The following is a 17702-nucleotide window of genomic DNA, read 5'->3' on the forward strand; positions in this document are numbered from 1 at the left end:
AATGAAGACGATAAAAAAATTCTTATGCATTAGTGTTTTATGGGTAATAGCTTGTCAGCCCCCTAAGAAAGAAGTTGTTTTCAGTGAAAACGACCTTAATGTTATCCCTCGACCTCAATCGCTCACTATGGGTAAGGGTAGTTTCCGGTTTACTAAGGAAACTATTTTTGTAAGCGATGTTTCTTTAACAGCTGCAGCCAGACTTTTTGCAGAGCAGTTCGAGAGAGCATCTGGTATCAAATTGCCCATCAAAAAAGAGGCAGTAACAACAAATTACATTGCTCTTGTAGTTGATAAATCTCTGCCAAAAGAAGGTTACTCCCTTGTGGTACAACCTGAACATATATCCATAGTCGCTGCCGACTACAACGGGGCGCTTTATGCCCTCGAAACGCTGCGTCAGCTACTGCCTAAAGAGTTTGAAAGCACTACACCCGTGAAGACTGATTGGGCGGTGCCCGCAGTTACCATCACTGATGTTCCTCAGTACGCTTGGCGCGGATTGATGCTGGACGTCTCTCGCCATTTCTTCCCCAAGGAATATATACTGAAAACTCTCGACCGTATGGCAATGCTCAAGCTCAATACCTTCCACTTCCACTTAGTAGACAATGAAGGTTGGCGCATAGAAATTAAAAAGTATCCTAAACTTACCGAAATAGGTGCGTGGCGTGTAGACCAAGAGGATAAACTATGGGATGAGCGCACTCCTAACTCCGCCAACGCCTTTGCCAATCCTGCGACAGCTCCTAAAAAATACGGAGGTTTCTATACTCAAGAAGATATTAAAGAGATTGTAGCTTACGCCTCTGCACGTGGCATTACAGTAATCCCCGAAATAGAAATGCCTGCCCACGCAATGAGTGCCATAGCGGCTTACCCCAAACTGTCTTGTCACAAACGCCTCATAGGAGTACCCTCAGGCGCGGTGTGGCCTATCACCGATATCTATTGTGCGGGGCAAGAAGAAACTTTCACTTTCTTGGAAGATGTACTTACCGAAGTGATGGAGCTCTTCCCCAGTAAATACATTCACGTAGGTGGTGACGAAGCCACTCACACCGAATGGGAAAAGTGCTTCAAATGCCAAGCACGTATGAAAGACCACCACTTAAAAGATGTGCACCAACTACAGAGTTATTTTATCAAGCGTATAGATGATTTCTTAGTATCCAAAGGGCGCACTTTGGTAGGTTGGGACGAGATAATGGATGGTGGTTTAGCTAACAATGCAGTGGTGATGAATTGGTGCGGTATTGAGGTAGGTAAAAAAGCCCTCGAACAAGGCAACCCTGTTGTCCTCACTAGCGATTGCTATATAGACAACTATCAAGGTCTTCCCGACTATGAGCCTCAAGCCAATGGTGGTTACTTACCACTCAAAAAACTTTACCATTACAGTCTTGAAAAAGAAAACCTCAGCCCAGCGCTACAAAAAAATATTTTGGGTACGCAAGCCAACTTATGGGCAGAACACGTGGGTAGCACTGAATATTCAGAATATATGCTCTTTCCGCGATTGTTGGCGCTTGCTGAAATCAGTTGGACAGCCGATAACTTGAAGAACTGGGACAACTTTATAAATCGCACTCAAGCCTTTATGAAGCGTTTGGACGTGATGAAGGTAAACTATGCCCACTCTATGTATCAAGTAGCCCCTACCGTTGAAAACCAAAAGGGGAATATCTTTCTAAAATTAGACTGTGAAGTCCCCAACGCCGACATTCGCTATGCTTTGGGAGATACTCCTATGGAGAAAGCCACGAAATACCACCAGCCTATTGCGCTGAATCGAAGCACGACCTTTAAAGCAACTGTTTTCAGTGGAAAGGCGACCAACACCATTACCACTGGCGAGGTAACATTCCACAAAGCGATAGATAAGAAAGTAAGTTACAGTCCACTTTATCACAAGAGTTACCAAGGGCAAGGAGAAGCGACGCTCACCAATATCATTCGCGGTACCAAAAACTTTCACGATGGGCAATGGCTCGGTTGGTTAGGCGACGATGTTACCCTCACCCTCGATTTGGAGCAGGTTACTGAGGTGAGAGAGGTGCACATAGGAGCAATGGATGCCCAAGCATCTGGCATTTACTTCCCTGTAAAATTTACGGTAGCCCTTTCAACCGACGGTAAAAACTACCGTGAAGTAGCCACTCACAACGAGCCTTGTGTAGTGAGAGGAAAAGTCACCTTAAAAGATTTTGTGTTGAAGTTTAGTCCAATGGAAGCACGCTATATCAAGCTCACCCTCAAAAACGTAAAAACACCGCCAAAAGGAGGTGATGCTTGGCTTTTTATAGATGAAATTTTGGTATTTTAGAAAAATAATGTACCTTTGTTGCGTTTTAAAACCACAAATTGATAATTATTAATTGTAAATTGTTAATTGACATATGGATTCAGTAAAAAATTATATCAATGAAAACAAAGACCGCTTTATTGCGGAACTGATAGAACTGCTTAAAATGCCCTCTATCAGTGCTGATGCTGCCTATTCTCAGGATGTGCTCAACACCGCCGATGCTGTAAAAAACGCCTTAGAGAAGGCTGGCTGCGACAAGGTGGAAATATGTGAAACCCCTGGCTACCCTATCGTATATGGCGAAAAAACTATCGACCCTGCCCTGCCTACTGTTTTAGTATATGGGCACTATGATGTACAACCCGCTGACCCTATTGAGCTTTGGGAATCTGACCCTTTTGAGCCTGTTATCAAAAAAACCGATATTCACCCCGATGGAGCTATCTTCGCTCGTGGAGCTTGCGACGACAAGGGGCAAATGTTTATGCACGTGAAAGCCCTTGAATATATGGTGAAAAACAACGTGCTCCCTTGCAATGTGAAGTTTATGATTGAAGGCGAGGAAGAAATAGGCTCAGGAAGCCTTAGTTGGTTTGTAAAAAACAACCACGAAAAACTCAAAAACGATATTATTCTCATTTCCGATACCAGTATGCTGGCTAATGACACCCCTTCTATCACTACGGGCTTACGCGGACTTAGCTATGTGGAAGTGGAAGTTACCAGTGCTAACCGCGATTTGCACTCTGGTTTATACGGTGGTGCCGTAGCGAACCCTATCAACGTGCTTACTAAAATGATTGCTTCTTTGCACGACGAGAACAACCGCATTACCATTCCGCATTTCTACGACAAAGTAGAAGAGCTCTCACAAGCTGAACGCGATGAAATGGCAAAAGCACCCTTCTCACTCGAAGCCTACAAAAAAGCCTTAGATATCGATGAAGTATATGGCGAAAAAGGCTATACCACTACCGAGCGCGCCTCTATACGTCCTACCCTTGATGTAAATGGTATCTGGGGAGGCTATACAGGGCAAGGAGCTAAAACCGTAATCCCAAGTAAGGCTTATGCCAAAATATCAATGCGCTTAGTGCCTAACCAAGACAACCACGAAATTACCGAGCTCTTCACCAAACACTTTGAGAGTATCGCACCAGCAGGTGTGCGCGTGAAAGTAACTCCGCACCACGGCGGACAAGGCTATGTAACCCCTACTGATACGCCTGCTTACCAAGCAGCAGTAAAAGCCTGCCAAGCGAGCTTCGGCAAGGAGCCTATACCTGTACGTTCAGGAGGTAGTATCCCTATTGTAGCCCTTTTTGAAGAAGAATTAGGTAGTAAATCTATTCTCTTAGGCTTTGGTTTAGATAGTGATGCTATCCACTCACCTAACGAGCATTATGGTATTTTCAACTTCCTAAAAGGTATTGAAACCATTCCGTGGTTCTATCACTACTTTGTAAACAAGTAATACAAGTTACATAGATAGTAATAAAGACTTTACCAAAACTCGTAGCACGAGAGGCTATTAAATTTTTGGTAAAGTCTTTTTATATTATTATTGAAAATAAACGACTTAGCAATACAGCTAAAAAATATATAATATTTTTCTGCTTAAAAATTTGCAGGTTTCAAAAATAGTTGTACCTTTGCACCGCAATTAAGGAAAACATAAGTAGAATATATTCCTCCTTAGCTCAGTTGGTTAGAGCATCTGACTGTTAATCAGAGGGTCACTGGTTCAAGTCCAGTAGGGGGAGCAACAAAAAAAGCACTTACATAATGTAAGTGCTTTTTTTATTTTATCTTCTTACAAATCTTATTCCTTAGCTCGGTTGTGAGCATTCTACATTCTTTCATACGATTCACTTTTTTGTAATAACTGACTATGAGTCCTTATAGCACTAATTTCATCTTTATAAAATACAATAATCTGGTGGGCTATCTGGTGTGAAGATTAGTTAGAGTTTTTAGAGAAGGAATAGAGATTAAGGCACTGCGAAAGGAAACGGAGAAGTTCGGAAGAAGCAATTCAGGTAAAAGATAAAAAATGAGCTGTAAGGAGGGTGGGGTTAGCTTATAGAGAGCTTATAGGAAGCTTATACGAATCTTGGACGATTGGTATAGAAAGGGTATATAAGTAGTTGATTCATACTGTGATACAACAACGTAAAAAATGTTAAAAATGGGGTTTCGTGGCGAAAGAAAAGGGAAGAGGTATTAGGCCTTAGGCCATAGGCACTAGGAGGGAGTGTGACGGGAAAGAGAATTAGCAAATTAGGTGTGAGCTGGACGGACGGGTACGAGCTACACGGGGGATTGTAGCAAAATAGGCAATAAAAAACTTTGCCAAAGTTGTAGAACGATAGGTGTTCAGAACCTTTGGCAAAGTGTTATGGTATAAAAAGCGATTTTAAGCTTGTGTTATTTAGAAAAGTGTGGTTACCCGATAATCATTCCAGCGATAGTTGCGGATAACAGAGAGGCTAAAGTACCCCCGAGAACGGCTTTTAAGCCGAATTGAGAGAGTGTTTTGCGTTGGTTGGGGGCTAAGGCACCTATACCACCTATTTGAATGCCTATGGAGGCGAAATTGGCAAAACCGCAAAGCATATAGGTAGCCATAATGATAGATTTGTTATACATTAAGTGAGGAGCACTCGTCATATCTTTTAGAGCAGCTAACTGAGTGTAAGCTACAAATTCTGAGGAGGAGAGCTTAATACCAAGCAATTGTCCCATCAGCATAACGTCTTCTTTGGCAATACCAGCGAGCCACATAACGGGTGAGAAAACGGTACCTAAAATCATTTCTAAAGAGAGTCCGTTATAAGGAGTATTGCTAGCTATGATATTGTTGAGATGTGTTTGATAACCTACCCAATTAAAGAAATAATTAATCATTGCGATAAAAGCCACAAATACTAAAAGCATAGCCGCTACATTGGCAGCGAGTTTAAGTCCTTCGGTAGTACCATTGGCGATAGCGTCGAGCACATTGGAACCTACATTCTCCATAGAGACGTGCGAATCGTTAGAGAATTGCTCGGTTTGAGGGCATAGCATCTTGGAAACTACGATAGCACCGGGGGCAGCCATTACGGAAGCTGCTAAGAGGTGTCGGGCGAAGAGCAAGCGCATTTGGGGGTCGTCGCCACCGAGGTATTGGATATAAGCAGCCATAACGCCTCCTGCTACGGTAGCCATTCCGCCTATCATCACAAGGAGGATTTCGGAGCGAGTCATTTTGGCTAAATAGGCTTTAATCATCAGAGGGGCTTCGGTTTGTCCTAAGAAGATGTTCCCCGTAACCGAAAGACTTTCGGCACCTGAAATATTCAGCAGTTTAGACAATGCCCACGCCATACCACGCACTATTACCTGAATAACACCTAAATAGAACAATAGGGAGGTGAGTGCAGAAAAGAAGATGATGGTGGGGAGTACTTGGAAAGCGAAGATATAGCCTATGCTATTGGTATCGACTAAGTTACCGAGGAGAAACTGACTACCTGCTCTTGTGAAATCTAATATGAGCACAAAGATACTACCGGCAAAATCGAAGGCGTCTTGTATAAAGCCTACTTTTAGAATACCTATTGCAATGGAGAGTTGTAGGGCTAAGCCTATGCCAATAGTCTTCCAATTAATAGCGCGCCTATTGCTACTGAAAAGATAGGCGATAAACAGGAGGGTAATCATACCTACCACGCCACGAGTAAAACTTTCGAGAGTGAAACCTTCGCTAGCGACAGCCTTCATTACTTGTGTAGTGGCGGTTTGTGTAGTAGGAGATTGTGTAGCGTCTTGGGCGACACTTATGAGTGGTAAAAGGAAGCTAAGGCTTCCGATGGTTATGTTTTTTTTCATTGGTATATAGTTTTAAAAAGTACTATCGCGTTTAGAGATTTCATCTCTGATAAGCGCTGCCATTTCGTAATCTTCATTTTCGATACAGTCATTTAGCATTGTTTTTAGTTCGGGTAAGGCGTATTTAGTATATCTGTTTCGGCTGCTATCTTCCTCATCAACATTGTCTAACGAAGGACTTATGGTATTGGAAGGCTCATCGTTGAGCAGAGGGATATAAATGCCGGCTCTTTGAATGATATCTCGATAGGTGTAGATGGGTGCGTTGCAACGCAAGGCAATGGCGATGGCATCGCTGGTACGAGCTTCGATGGTGTATTCTTGACCATTTTGTACACAGAGGATATTGGAGTAGAAAATGCCTTCTTCTAATTTGTAAATCACGACTCTTTTTATCTGTATACTGAAAGTATCGGCGAATATCTTGAAGAGGTCGTGCGTAAGGGGTCGAGGAGGTACAAGACTCTTCTCTAATTCCAAGGCAATAGATTGTGCTTCAAAGGTACCAATGACGATGGGTAGCTTTAAATCGGTCTCGACCTCGTGCATTATAAGCACAAAGGCATCGTTCTGCGATTGATTGTATGATATCCTTTTTATGAAAAGACGCACTAAATCCATTGGAAATTTGCTAACATAAAATACAAATTAGGGGGTAAAGTTATAACAATTATTTTAACTACAAAAGATTTTTTACATATTTTTTTCTTCTTTGTAAAAGAAAAGGCTGTTCAATACAAGATTGAACAGCCTTCGCTTTACATAAGATTTTACTTGTTACATTTGTTTGGTAAGAGTATATTCTTTTACCATTTTAGGTTCTTTACCATCTTCACCTACTTGTACGATATTATCGCCTTTGGTAATATAGAAAGATTTGTGATTATCAGCTTTAGAAACGAGTGTAAAACCTTTATCAGTGTGTTCTACTTTACCTTCTTCTTTAGATTCGAAGTTTTTGCTTGCACAGTTTTCTTGTTTTACATAGGTGTCATCGGCATAGAGATGGATAACGGTAGCCATTCCGCCGCAATCGGCTGCAGGAAGAGTACCTACATAAGTAGCTAACAATTGAGGAGTTACCATTTCTTCTACTTTTTCAGCAGCATTCTCCATCATAGTAGTGGTTTCACTTACTACAGTGTTAGCAGTTTGTGAAGGATTGTTTTGGCAGGAGGCGAGCATAAGCACAGCAACTCCCAATGTTAAGATGTGATTTTTCATAAAATATAATGTTTATTTATTTACTTATTCAAAAAGTGTACCAATACTACAGTAAATTCACTTCCCTTTCCTACTTCGGAAGTAAAATGAATGCTACCCCCGTAGGAAAGTACGATGTTTTTCACCATTGCTAATCCCAAGCCACTACCACTGGTTTTGGTAGTGAATTTTGGTTCGAATATCTTTTCTTTATCGGCGTCGGGGATACCCGTACCATTGTCTTTTACTTTTAGAGTAATATCGGTATCGGTTTTATTAAGGCTCACTTCAATAGAAGGGAAAGGTTCGTTTTCGGTAGCTTGTAGCGCATTTTTCACCAAATTGGTAACTACACGACCGAGCTGGTCTTTATCGAATACACTTATAATCTCATCGTGAGAATGGGTGAAGTGAATTTCATCAGAATTAAAGATATCTAAAGTGCGTTTGATAACAGACACAAAATCGAATTCCTCATCGTTTTTAGCAGGCATATTGGTAAGTGCTGAGAAGGCAGTAGAAATATTACTCAATATGTCTATCTGTTGGATAAGAGATTCGCAAAATTCATTAGTTTGTTCAGCGGTTTGAGGCTCTCGAAGGGCTTTGCGTTGATAACTTTGCACGGAGAGACGCATAGGAGTAAGAGGATTTTTGATTTCGTGTGCTACCTGCTTTGCCATATCGCGCCACGCTTGTTCGCGTTCGGATTGCGCCAAAAGGGCTTTGCTGTTCTCAATCTCATCAATCATTCCGTTATAGGCATTTACCAACTCGGTAATCTCGGCAGGGGCAGATTTGAGAAGTATCTTTTCGTTTTGGGAGAGCAAACGAGTTTTCTCTAAACGACCTTCGATAGTTTTAAGCGATTTGGTAATATATTTAGAAATGAAGTAAGCTACCGCAAGGGCAACTACTAAGAGCGAGAAATACACCATCGCTAAGTTATACAGCGACCCTTTTAAAGCGCGCTCGTTGAAGGTGTCGTTCTCGAAATAAGGAATGTTGAGAATAGCGATAGGCTTGAACTGCAAATCGGTAATATAACTGTAAGAGGTTTGGTAACCACGCCCTGCAAATTCGTGGTGCTCAACAAGACGTTTATTGAGTGTAGCGGAAAGCTGATGCAGTACATCAGGAGGAATAAAAAACGCATCTTGGTCGGGCGAGAGAGAGGCTTTGGAGCTTTTTAGCAGAACGCCGTCGAGGTCATAGAGGGCAAAGTTTAGGTTTTGGATATTGGCAATGCTGTAGATATCCTCCCGAAAGATAAGGGGTATATAAGGGGTTTCGACAGGGAAAGTGGTTTGCGAGAATACATATTGTATCTGCATCTTGATTTGGTTTTCCTTGTCGATAAGTCGCTCATCGTGATATTCTAATGCCTGTTTTTTATACTGCCCAATCATTACGAAAGCCAAAATAGCGAAAGCTACTAGCACGAGTAGGGTCATACTGAGGAATATCTGAAAGCGAAGGGTGTTTTTTTTAAACATAGTGTCCCCTTATTACAGGTTATTTTAAGCCTATCACAAAGGCTGCGGGATAAGATTTTTTAATCTCTACAAGTTTCTTCTCAGCCTCTAAACGCGTACGGAAACTACCAAGGCGCACTTTGTAGTTAGGCGACTCGAAAGTGAGCAATACAGGGTATTGTTTGTATTTGCTTTTGGCATCGAGCATTACTTTATTAGCTTCGGTGATATTGCCATTATAGATTTGTACTTGGAAAGCGCTCTCGGTACGAGCTATTTCCTTTTTGAGTTCCATAGCATCGGCTATATTCTTTTCCTGACTAATAGTTATTTGTGCATAGGAAGCGCTTGTGAGCAATAGTATTCCAGCTATAAATATGTTTTTCATCATCAATATAAATTTAATTCTTTTGTTTTCTTTGGCGTAAGAACCAATACAATTTACTAAATCCAAAGCCTATGCCAAACAAGGCTATAAAGAAAGTAAATATACCTCCCAATACTTTTAAATTGATAGGTTCACTTTGGGGAACGTAGAGTATTTGTCCGTTAGCAGTACCTATAAGTCCTAAGAGAGTGATAAGCAAACTCACCAAAAAGTGTAGCTCTAAGCGCAGGTCTTTCTCAGGTAACAGCTTTTGAAGACCCAAAGAACCTAATATTATGAAAACTATCACACTCGCACCTATCCAAAAGGCAATATGCTCAAACGATACCCCTGTATAATAAAAGATAGCTTGAGTGAGTACATAGAACAATGCAGGAAAGATAAGCAGGTTAGGATACCACTGCAAAACTTTATGCCAGCGACTTTCTTTACCTTTGAAAAGCGTACGTAGTGAAGTAAAACAATACGCCATACACACAGCAGTTTCTACGGTGAGCAGTACAGTGATATTACCGAGCACTTTGGGGTTGCTGAGCATTGTTTGGAGGGTAACTTGTGACTGTTCTGAGGCAAAATCAGTAGCCAACCATACAAACAAGAAACAAACAGCTGCAAATAACACGTGTTGCCACAGTTTCCAAAAACTGAGTTTCAGCACTACGTTCAGCATTATAAAGACTGTAAGAATTGCTATTACCATATCACATATTCCTTATCTCTTACTTACATTCTCTGCTACACCAGCTCACCCACTTTACTTATTACCTCTACTGAGTCTTCTCCGTCGTTTTGTTTCCAGTGTACTACCACACGTTCATCATTGATAGCGTCTACTTGCTTACCGCTGTAATCGGGTTGTATGGGGAGATGACGACTAAAACGCCTATCAATAAGCACTAAGAGCTCTATTTCAGAAGGGCGCCCGAAGCTCTGTATGGCACTGAGAGCAGCGCGAATACTGCGCCCTGTGTAGAGCACATCGTCTATAAATACCACTCTCTTGTTTTCGACGATAAAGTCGACAGCAGTAGAGTTGGCTTCAAGAGGTCTACTTGTGCGCCTAAAATCGTCGCGAAAGAAAGTAATATCCAATAAGCCTAATGGAATATCAGCAATGTGGTATTCGTTAGTAAGTAGTTCTACCAATCGCTCAGCTAAATAAGTGCCACGGGGCTGGATACCGATAAAAACCGTATTCGAGAAATCGTTATGGTTTTCTATCAGCTCACAAGCGAGGCGGTGTAGCATTACTTGGAGTTCCTTCTCGCTGAGGATTTGTTTTGTATAGGTATTCATTTGACTTAAAAACTGAGGGTATTTAAGTTGCGTTGAGCATCGGTATTGCCTTCGCTAGCGGCTTTTTGGAAAAAGACTTTAGCATTCGCCTTGTCGCCCAACATATAGTAGCAAGAGGCACGATAATTATTCAGTATAGCATCTACGGACACTCCTAAGCTCTCCATTTCAGCCATATCGTTAATGGATTTCTGGTATTGCTGAGTGTTGTAGTAACTAATAGCACGATACCTGAGCCCGTCTATATGAGCAGGGACTTTCTCCAAAAATCTCGTAAATATAGGAATTGCTTCAGCATAACGTTGCTGCAAATAGAGTTGCATTGCCTGAGTGTAAAGAGGGGCAAACTGTTCTACCTGCATACGCGAGATAATCTTGTTGCGGTTATTAATTATATCTTTATTGTCGGGCAAATACACAATAGCACTATCTAAGGTAGCACGAGCATCAGCTATTAAGTTATTTTTCTCTTGCAGATAAGCCAAAGAGTTCCACGCTTGTACTTCACTGCGATTACCGCGAAGAGCGTCTCTATCTACATCTACGTGGAAACGGTTTTTCAGTATAGTTTTCCACTTAGGTTGTGTTTTCTGCACACTGTCTTTCTCCAAGCCTAAATACTGTTTGAGCAAGTGAATCGATTCTTGTTCTTTACCCATATTGTTTAGCGCAAAGGTCTCTAAATTTAGGTTACCGAAGAAATTAGGCTTTATCATTCGGGCTTTATGAGCATATTTATAAATACTATCGTTGTTTTTGTTTTCTTCCATAAAGTATGATACAGCAGTAAAATACTCAGGGCGCGCATCATAAGGGTGGTAATGAATGGAAGCCAATACTTTACGTGCCTCATCGAATTTCTTTTCGTCTATCAAGTAACGCGCTTTTTCTACATCTACAGGCTCAGCCACTGCCGTGAGATTTGGAATACGAGGATAGTTGCGTATCAGGTAATCCGAAGGTGATTTAGTAGGACGCACCCCTTGTTGCTCTTCTTTTACCATACGTTGTATTTTAGAAGAATCAAAGTACATACGCTCTACTACCACATTCAAAACCATTGCCACCACGGCTACTGCTCCTATAAAACCTACAACACTCATTGGCAATTTGCGCTCTTCTCCTTTTTTCTTACTGAAATACAATACTGCCAAGCCTACTGCTATCCCTACATAAATACCAAAAAGGGCTTGAATTTCGGGGCGGTCTTGAGGAAAGTTAAAGAACGCATCAAACGAATAAGCAAAGAGACCAAACAATGGTAAGAAAAACCATTGCTCTTGCTCAGGATTCTTGTTTTTATAAGTGCCTCTTAGGAAATAATAAGCTGCCAAGAGGAAGATAGCCAAGAACGCCAACCCTGCGAAGATTCCCGCTTCGGCGGTGAGCTCCAAAAAGTCGTTGTGGTTCTTATACATATAAATATAATGCGGACTATAAGAATTCTCATACTGTAAGAAGCGTACCTTCCAGTTACCAATGCCTACACCCAACAGTGGGTCGTTAGGAATCATATCGGTAGTGGTAATCACCCAAGCAGTTTTACGCAAATTGTTACTGGTATTCTCTTGGTTAGCTACCTCAGCCAAACGAGCCCCGAAACTGGTGCTTTGTCGCACTTGTTGAGGGTATAAATAGTTCTGTACAAACGAGAAAATACCAAAAGCAAGAACTACCAAGCCTACGTGCATCAGTACTTTTACGCCCGTTTCACGGCGTTTTAAGATAAAATAGTCGATAGCACCATACGTGATGAAGATAAGCGTTGTAAGAATAGTTGCTAAGTAGAAAGCACGGGTACTCATAAAGAAGATTGCCAAAGTACCGACTAAAACACCTATCCCTCCGATGATACGCAAGGTGTTTTTGTGAAAATAAAACAACCAGATAGCAAAAGGTATCTTAATAAACATAGCCGAAGCCAAAATATTCTTGTTAGAATACGAGCCTTTGATATTGTAATCGGCACTAATACCCTTGATGATGCCTTTTACTCCGTCGAGGGTTACCAAAAAGTCATAACACAAAAGAATTGTCATCGCAACTGCCAAATGTACTAAACTCTTTTTGTTGTAAATTACCAAAGCCGATACCATCCAAGCAGCTGAGAAAGCTGTAAATATCTTAAAGAAGTGCAAAATCGCTTCTTCTATATCAATAGCTTTGGTAAACGAGAGCAATGCCAATACCATTATCAGGCAGTAAGCAATCCCTATTTTATTGGTAAAAAAGCCAAACAGTAATTGTGTGCGTTCTCTGAATTCTTTAATAAAAAACACAAGTCCTACTACTATCAAGTTCAGAATAGCAAAGGTGTAAAACTTTGTAGCATTGGAGTCGAATGCCATCCAGTTAGGGGTAAGTACCGTTACATAGCCATAGGCAATGAGCAAGACACTCGCCAAAAGCTTCATACTCGAACTCCTTTCCTCACTCACTGTGAGGGTAGGTTTAATAGGATTCTTGCTGGGTGTTTTCTTCTTGTTGGGTTTCATCTTATGTATTTATATAAATTTTCAACTAACAATTAATATCTGTAAAAGTCACTTTCTCTTCTCATTTACCTTTTATCTCTTATCTTTTACCTGCTTTTGTGGCTCTTACTGCCCGTGCGGCTCGCACCTATTTGAATCATCTCATACGCTAGTCCCGTTTGCTTCACTACGTCTTCGGTGCGTTGCGAATGAGTGTCGGTAATAAAAAGCTGTCCGAAATGTTTTTGAGTAACCAACTGCACCAACTGCGTTACGCGAGTATCGTCGAGCTTATCAAAAATATCATCTAAAAGCACTATGGGTGTAACCCCTAACGATTGCTTCAACACTTCAAACTGCGATAGCTTTAAGGCTATCAAAAACGACTTCTGTTGTCCCTGACTGCCATACTTCTTCATCGGGTAGCCCTCAATCTCAAAAAGCAAATCGTCCTTGTGAATACCTGCGGTAGTGTATTGCGCACTGCGGTCTCGCTCAGTATTTTCGACAAGCTGGGTAGCCAAATCACTTTGGTGCAAACTACTGTCGTAATGCAAACTCACTCGTTCCTTACCCCCCGAAATATACGCGTACTGCTCGCTAAAGATAGGCAAAAACTCTTCCATAAAAGCTCGCCGTTTCTCATAAATGTGTTGTCCTAAGGGTGCCAACTGCTCATCGTAAATGTGCAAAGTCTCTAAAGAGAAAACGCCTCCTTCTGCCATTTGTTTCAGTAACGTATTGCGTTGCAAGAGCGTGCGGTTGTAGCGCAAAAGCAGTTCTAAGTAAGCTCTATCGGTTTGCGAAATCACACTATCCAAAAACTTACGGCGTGTTTCACTACCTTCTACTATCAAGTCGCGGTCGGAAGGTGAGATAAGCACCATAGGGTATTTACCTATATGGTCAGCCAGACGTTCATAGGCTTTACCATTGTGTTTCATTACTTTCTTCTGTCCTTTTTTAAGGCTACACACTATCTGTTCTTCACGTTCTTCTTGCCGAAACTGTCCTTCGATAAGATAAAACTCCTCGCCGTGGCGTACACTCTGCACTGCCGAAGTAGTAAAGTAGCTCTTTGCCATACCTAAGTGATAAATAGCATCAAGCAGATTCGTTTTCCCTACACCGTTATCTCCTACAAAACAGTTGATAGTAGGGCTAAAGGCATACGCTTGTGAGAGTATGTTCTTGTAGTTTACGACCGATATTTGTTTGAGAAACATCATTTGTTAGTGCAAAGGTACGAATAATTTGTGAATTACCAAATTTGTCGATTGGGTAATGCCTCCTAGATATTCTCTGATCCTCTCCGAGAAAGTATGAAAACTCAGAGTACTCCGAAAACTAAGGCTTTCTACTAATTTTAATCTGTCTCATAAAAACAAAAAAGTAGAGAAAAACGCTATTTTCTCTACTTTTTTAAGCTACTTTTATTCTGAACGTTCTTTTCTAAAATTGAAAATATTGTTCTTTCTAATAAATATATTCTGTAACAGACAATTTTTCCTCAGGTTTATTTTCTTCATTAGGAACTGAGTAATACGTATCTCTTACAGGATAATCGCCGTTATATTCATAAACAGTTCTAAAAGTTACCTTAGAAACCTTGTTAGGTTCCTTTGGATTAGTTTCTGTTTTGGTTTGCTTGATAATATTGTTTCTGCTTACCCCTGTTGTAAAATAATCCGGATATAAATCTCTAAATGTAGGAGAAAACAAAGGGTTTATTTTATTATCATATTCATAGGTAACAACAATGTCATAATCTCTATAATCTTTATACTCTTGTTTTACTACATTCCCATTAGCATCTAAAGTATATGTACGTGATGAATATATTTTTTTGTTTTCTACAAATCTCTCTTTACTAGCGATTATTTTGTTTGCTTCACTATACTGGTAGTTTACTTCTTCATAATTATCCTGACGGTAACGAGTTAGTTTTTTAATGACTCTCCCATTGCCATCATATTGATATTCTGTTGTTGAAGGAGTGCTATTATATTTAGATTTAGACACCTCACGTTCTAATTTTCCATTGTTGTAAAAATAAGAGTCCTCATAATCACCATATCTCTTTTTTACAGGGCGTTTGCCATCATATTCATATTCTGTAACAGAAGAATACGAAACAGTATCCGCTTGATAGTGTGTATAAGATTCTTTCTTAGGACGGGCATCGTCATACAATTCAAATATACGTTCTACCCGAAGATAAGGACTTGTTGAAATAATTTTCTTAGGGTGTTTAGCTGAAACACCTTCCTCACTTCCCCCATTGTCCTTATTACAAGCTACAAAAGTAGCTATTGCTATTAAAGCTAAAAATATTTTCTTCATCGTTTAAAAAGTATTTGTTAATCGGCACAAAAATACATACTTTTTTGTTCTCCACCAAATATTTCATCACCTTTTTTGTTTTACATATAACACAAACCATTTGCTAACCTTCCTGTCTATGTGCTCACGCCTAATCTGCTAATTTTCTAATTTCCAAATTTTCTAATTCTCTAATTTCCCAGTCGTGCCACTCACACCTAATCTGCTAATTTTCTAATTTCCAAACTTGCTAATTTACTAAATCTCTTTTCTGTCACACTCCCCCCTAGTGCCTATGGCCTAAGGCCTATTGCCTTTTCTATTTCTTTCGCCTCGAAACCCCGTTTTTAACATTTTTTGCGTTGTTGTATCACAGTATGAATCAACTACTTATACACCCTTTCTATACCAATCGTCCAAGATTCGTATAAGCTTCCTATAAGCTCTCTATAAGCTAACCCCACCCTCCTTACAGCTCATTTTTTACCTTTTACCTAAATTACTTCTTCCGAACTTCTCCGTTTCCTTCCGAACCCCTCAACTCTCCAAATTTGCTAATTCAACAGCCTGTGCGGCTCGCACCTTTGGCAAAGTTAAATATTTCTAGTATTATTGGCTTTTTCAAGTAGCTTGCTACCTATTTGTTCGATTTTTTAAAGATTTGTATGATTTCTGTAGCCTAAACTACACTTTTCTTACATCAACCTCACCTCATCTTAAACTCTTTATATAAAAAGCTAAAAATAGCCTTAAAAAAGAAATCTTACACAATAAAAAAGGGCTTGCCGACGGCAAGCCCTTTTTTATAATTTACGAACCTAATAAACTGCAATATTATTCAGTAGCTTCAGCAGTAGCCTCTGGTTTAACTTCGGCTGTAGCTGGAGTTTCTTCAGCAGTTGCTTTCTTTCTACCACGGCGGGTAGTTTTCTTCTTAGCGGTTTTAGCTACGTTGTAAGTAGTGTTGTAATCTACAAACTCAATCATAGCCATTTCAGCGTTATCGCCCAAACGGTTTCCTAATTTAATGATACGAGTGTATCCACCTGGGCGGTCGCCTACCTTTACAGCCACTTCTTTGAAAAGCTCGGTAACAGCATATTTATTGCGCAATTTACTAAAAGCGATACGACGGTTGTGAGTGGTATCTTCTTTAGATTTGGTTACCAAAGGCTCTACAAATAATTTTAAAGCCTTTGCTTTTGCCAAAGTAGTGTTAATACGTTTATGCTCAATCAGTGAGTTCGCCATATTGGCAAGCATTGAATTTCTGTGAGCAGTTTTTCTTCCTAAATGATTAATTTTATTTCCGTGTCTCATTTTTCCTTAGTTAAAATATCGCAAGAGCGAGTTAATCTTTATCCAATTTATACTTCGAGGTGTCCATACCAAACACTAAACCTTTATTGACTACCAACTCATCAAGCTCAATTAATGATTTCTTTCCGAAGTTTCTAAACTTCATCAAATCGGCTTTATTGAAAGATACCAAATCACCTAATGTTTCTACTTCGGCAGCTTTCAAACAATTGAGTGCACGAACGGATAAGTCCATATCCACCAACTTAGTTTTTAGCAACTGGCGCATATGCAATGATTCTTCATCATAAGTATCAGTTTGTGCTATTTCATCAGCCTCTAAAGTAATTCTCTCGTCGGAGAAGAGCATAAAGTGATGAATGAGTGTTTTTGCAGCTTCTGTAAGTGCTTGTTTAGGGTGTATAGACCCATCGGTTTTAATTTCAAAGACTAACTTCTCGTAGTCTGTTTTTTGTTCAACACGATAATTTTCAATAGAATATTTCACATTTTTAATAGGGGTAAAAATTGCATCAGTAGCAATTACACCTATCGGTGCATTTGGTTTTGCATTTTCTTCAGCCGAAACATAACCACGTCCTTTTTCAATAGTAACCTCTATTGTAAAAGAAGCTGAAGAATCCATATTGCAAATCACCAAATCAGTATTTAATACTTGAAAACCTGAAAGAGCTTTTTGAAAATCACCGGCAGTCAATTGTCTTTTACCAGAAACAGTAATAGTTGCTGTTTCGTTTTCTATATCCTCAATCTGGCGTTTAAAACGTATTTGTTTCAAATTGAGAATAATTTCAGTAACATCTTCTCTTACTCCTGATATAGTAGAAAATTCGTGTCCTACTTTATCAAATTTCACAGAAGTGATTGCAAAACCTTCTAACGAAGAAAGCATAACTCTTCGTAATGCGTTACCTATTGTTAAACCATACCCTGGTTCCAAAGGGCGAAACTCAAATCGTCCTTCGAAATCAGATGATTCAATCATTATAACTTTATCTGGTTTTTGGAAGTTGAATAATGCCATAATTTGACTGCTGTCTTTA

Annotated in this window: 14 protein-coding genes and 1 tRNA gene; 3 read left to right on the forward strand and 12 right to left on the reverse strand. The window is 40.0% G+C overall.

The window, feature by feature from the left end:
- Position 1 precedes the first annotated feature (1 nt).
- The 3 genes from HMPREF1320_RS02960 (at position 2) to HMPREF1320_RS02970 (ending at position 4071) form a co-directional block, all read left to right on the forward strand.
- Entirely contained in the window at positions 2-2326 is a 2325-nt protein-coding gene (locus tag HMPREF1320_RS02960) for a glycoside hydrolase family 20 protein (protein ID WP_009751563.1), read from the forward strand.
- A gap of 73 nt (positions 2327-2399) precedes the next feature.
- Positions 2400-3782 (forward strand): dipeptidase, encoded by a 1383-nt coding sequence (locus HMPREF1320_RS02965; protein WP_009751581.1) that lies wholly within the window; start codon positions 2400-2402, stop codon positions 3780-3782.
- A gap of 215 nt (positions 3783-3997) precedes the next feature.
- Positions 3998-4071: transfer RNA gene (locus HMPREF1320_RS02970), tRNA-Asn, on the forward strand.
- Positions 4072-4753: 682 nt separating this feature from the next.
- Here HMPREF1320_RS02970 and HMPREF1320_RS02975 read toward each other — a convergent pair.
- From HMPREF1320_RS02975 to HMPREF1320_RS03030, 12 genes are all read right to left on the reverse strand, one after another.
- Positions 4754-6181 carry a NupC/NupG family nucleoside CNT transporter gene (locus HMPREF1320_RS02975; RefSeq protein WP_009751561.1) on the reverse strand — a complete coding sequence of 476 codons (1428 nt, stop codon included), beginning with the start codon at positions 6179-6181 and terminating at the stop codon, positions 4754-4756.
- 12 nt (positions 6182-6193) lie between these two features.
- The gene (locus tag HMPREF1320_RS02980; RefSeq protein ID WP_009410183.1) at positions 6194-6802 is read right to left on the reverse strand and encodes a bifunctional nuclease family protein; all 609 of its coding nucleotides are present in this window, start codon (positions 6800-6802) and stop codon (positions 6194-6196) included.
- 156 nt (positions 6803-6958) lie between these two features.
- A complete protein-coding gene (locus HMPREF1320_RS02985; RefSeq protein WP_009417407.1) occupies positions 6959-7405 on the reverse strand; it encodes a copper resistance protein NlpE N-terminal domain-containing protein in 447 nt (148 codons plus the stop codon).
- A gap of 20 nt (positions 7406-7425) precedes the next feature.
- Positions 7426-8880: a sensor histidine kinase gene (locus HMPREF1320_RS02990; protein WP_009751588.1), complete on the reverse strand. Its 1455-nt coding sequence runs from the start codon at positions 8878-8880 to the stop codon at positions 7426-7428.
- A 19-nt stretch (positions 8881-8899) separates the two neighbouring features.
- A complete protein-coding gene (locus HMPREF1320_RS02995; protein ID WP_009410186.1) occupies positions 8900-9250 on the reverse strand; it encodes an SPOR domain-containing protein in 351 nt (116 codons plus the stop codon).
- 10 nt (positions 9251-9260) lie between these two features.
- Complete coding sequence (locus HMPREF1320_RS03000) at positions 9261-9947, reverse strand: hypothetical protein (protein WP_034553972.1); 687 nt, start codon at positions 9945-9947, stop codon at positions 9261-9263.
- 35 nt (positions 9948-9982) lie between these two features.
- On the reverse strand, positions 9983-10543 hold the full coding sequence (pyrR, locus tag HMPREF1320_RS03005) for a bifunctional pyr operon transcriptional regulator/uracil phosphoribosyltransferase PyrR (protein WP_009417399.1): 561 nt from the start codon (positions 10541-10543) through the stop codon (positions 9983-9985).
- Between the two features lie 5 nt (positions 10544-10548).
- Positions 10549-13038 (reverse strand): O-antigen ligase family protein, encoded by a 2490-nt coding sequence (locus tag HMPREF1320_RS03010; protein WP_009751541.1) that lies wholly within the window; start codon positions 13036-13038, stop codon positions 10549-10551.
- A gap of 86 nt (positions 13039-13124) precedes the next feature.
- Positions 13125-14243 (reverse strand): DNA replication/repair protein RecF, encoded by a 1119-nt coding sequence (recF, locus tag HMPREF1320_RS03015; RefSeq protein WP_009751506.1) that lies wholly within the window; start codon positions 14241-14243, stop codon positions 13125-13127.
- A gap of 250 nt (positions 14244-14493) precedes the next feature.
- Positions 14494-15360 (reverse strand): hypothetical protein, encoded by an 867-nt coding sequence (locus HMPREF1320_RS03020; RefSeq protein WP_009751579.1) that lies wholly within the window; start codon positions 15358-15360, stop codon positions 14494-14496.
- An 813-nt stretch (positions 15361-16173) separates the two neighbouring features.
- Positions 16174-16659 carry a 50S ribosomal protein L17 gene (gene rplQ / locus HMPREF1320_RS03025; protein WP_002675077.1) on the reverse strand — a complete coding sequence of 162 codons (486 nt, stop codon included), beginning with the start codon at positions 16657-16659 and terminating at the stop codon, positions 16174-16176.
- A 31-nt stretch (positions 16660-16690) separates the two neighbouring features.
- Positions 16691-17683 carry a DNA-directed RNA polymerase subunit alpha gene (locus HMPREF1320_RS03030; protein ID WP_002675075.1) on the reverse strand — a complete coding sequence of 331 codons (993 nt, stop codon included), beginning with the start codon at positions 17681-17683 and terminating at the stop codon, positions 16691-16693.
- Positions 17684-17702 lie beyond the last annotated feature (19 nt).

Origin of the sequence: Capnocytophaga sp. oral taxon 335 str. F0486 (assembly GCF_000277665.1) — a bacterium.
GTDB lineage: Bacteria > Bacteroidota > Bacteroidia > Flavobacteriales > Flavobacteriaceae > Capnocytophaga > Capnocytophaga ochracea.

Coding starts and splice junctions, on each gene's coding strand:
- HMPREF1320_RS02960 (WP_009751563.1), top strand. CDS start 2: ATGAAGACGATAAAAAAATTCTTATGCATTAGTGTTTTATGGGTAATA.
- HMPREF1320_RS02965 (WP_009751581.1), top strand. CDS start 2,400: ATGGATTCAGTAAAAAATTATATCAATGAAAACAAAGACCGCTTTATT.
- HMPREF1320_RS02975 (WP_009751561.1), bottom strand. CDS start 6,181: ATGAAAAAAAACATAACCATCGGAAGCCTTAGCTTCCTTTTACCACTC.
- HMPREF1320_RS02980 (WP_009410183.1), bottom strand. CDS start 6,802: ATGGATTTAGTGCGTCTTTTCATAAAAAGGATATCATACAATCAATCG.
- HMPREF1320_RS02985 (WP_009417407.1), bottom strand. CDS start 7,405: ATGAAAAATCACATCTTAACATTGGGAGTTGCTGTGCTTATGCTCGCC.
- HMPREF1320_RS02990 (WP_009751588.1), bottom strand. CDS start 8,880: ATGTTTAAAAAAAACACCCTTCGCTTTCAGATATTCCTCAGTATGACC.
- HMPREF1320_RS02995 (WP_009410186.1), bottom strand. CDS start 9,250: ATGATGAAAAACATATTTATAGCTGGAATACTATTGCTCACAAGCGCT.
- HMPREF1320_RS03000 (WP_034553972.1), bottom strand. CDS start 9,947: ATGGTAATAGCAATTCTTACAGTCTTTATAATGCTGAACGTAGTGCTG.
- pyrR (WP_009417399.1), bottom strand. CDS start 10,543: ATGAATACCTATACAAAACAAATCCTCAGCGAGAAGGAACTCCAAGTA.
- HMPREF1320_RS03010 (WP_009751541.1), bottom strand. CDS start 13,038: ATGAAACCCAACAAGAAGAAAACACCCAGCAAGAATCCTATTAAACCT.
- recF (WP_009751506.1), bottom strand. CDS start 14,243: ATGTTTCTCAAACAAATATCGGTCGTAAACTACAAGAACATACTCTCA.
- HMPREF1320_RS03020 (WP_009751579.1), bottom strand. CDS start 15,360: ATGAAGAAAATATTTTTAGCTTTAATAGCAATAGCTACTTTTGTAGCT.
- rplQ (WP_002675077.1), bottom strand. CDS start 16,659: ATGAGACACGGAAATAAAATTAATCATTTAGGAAGAAAAACTGCTCAC.
- HMPREF1320_RS03030 (WP_002675075.1), bottom strand. CDS start 17,683: ATGGCATTATTCAACTTCCAAAAACCAGATAAAGTTATAATGATTGAA.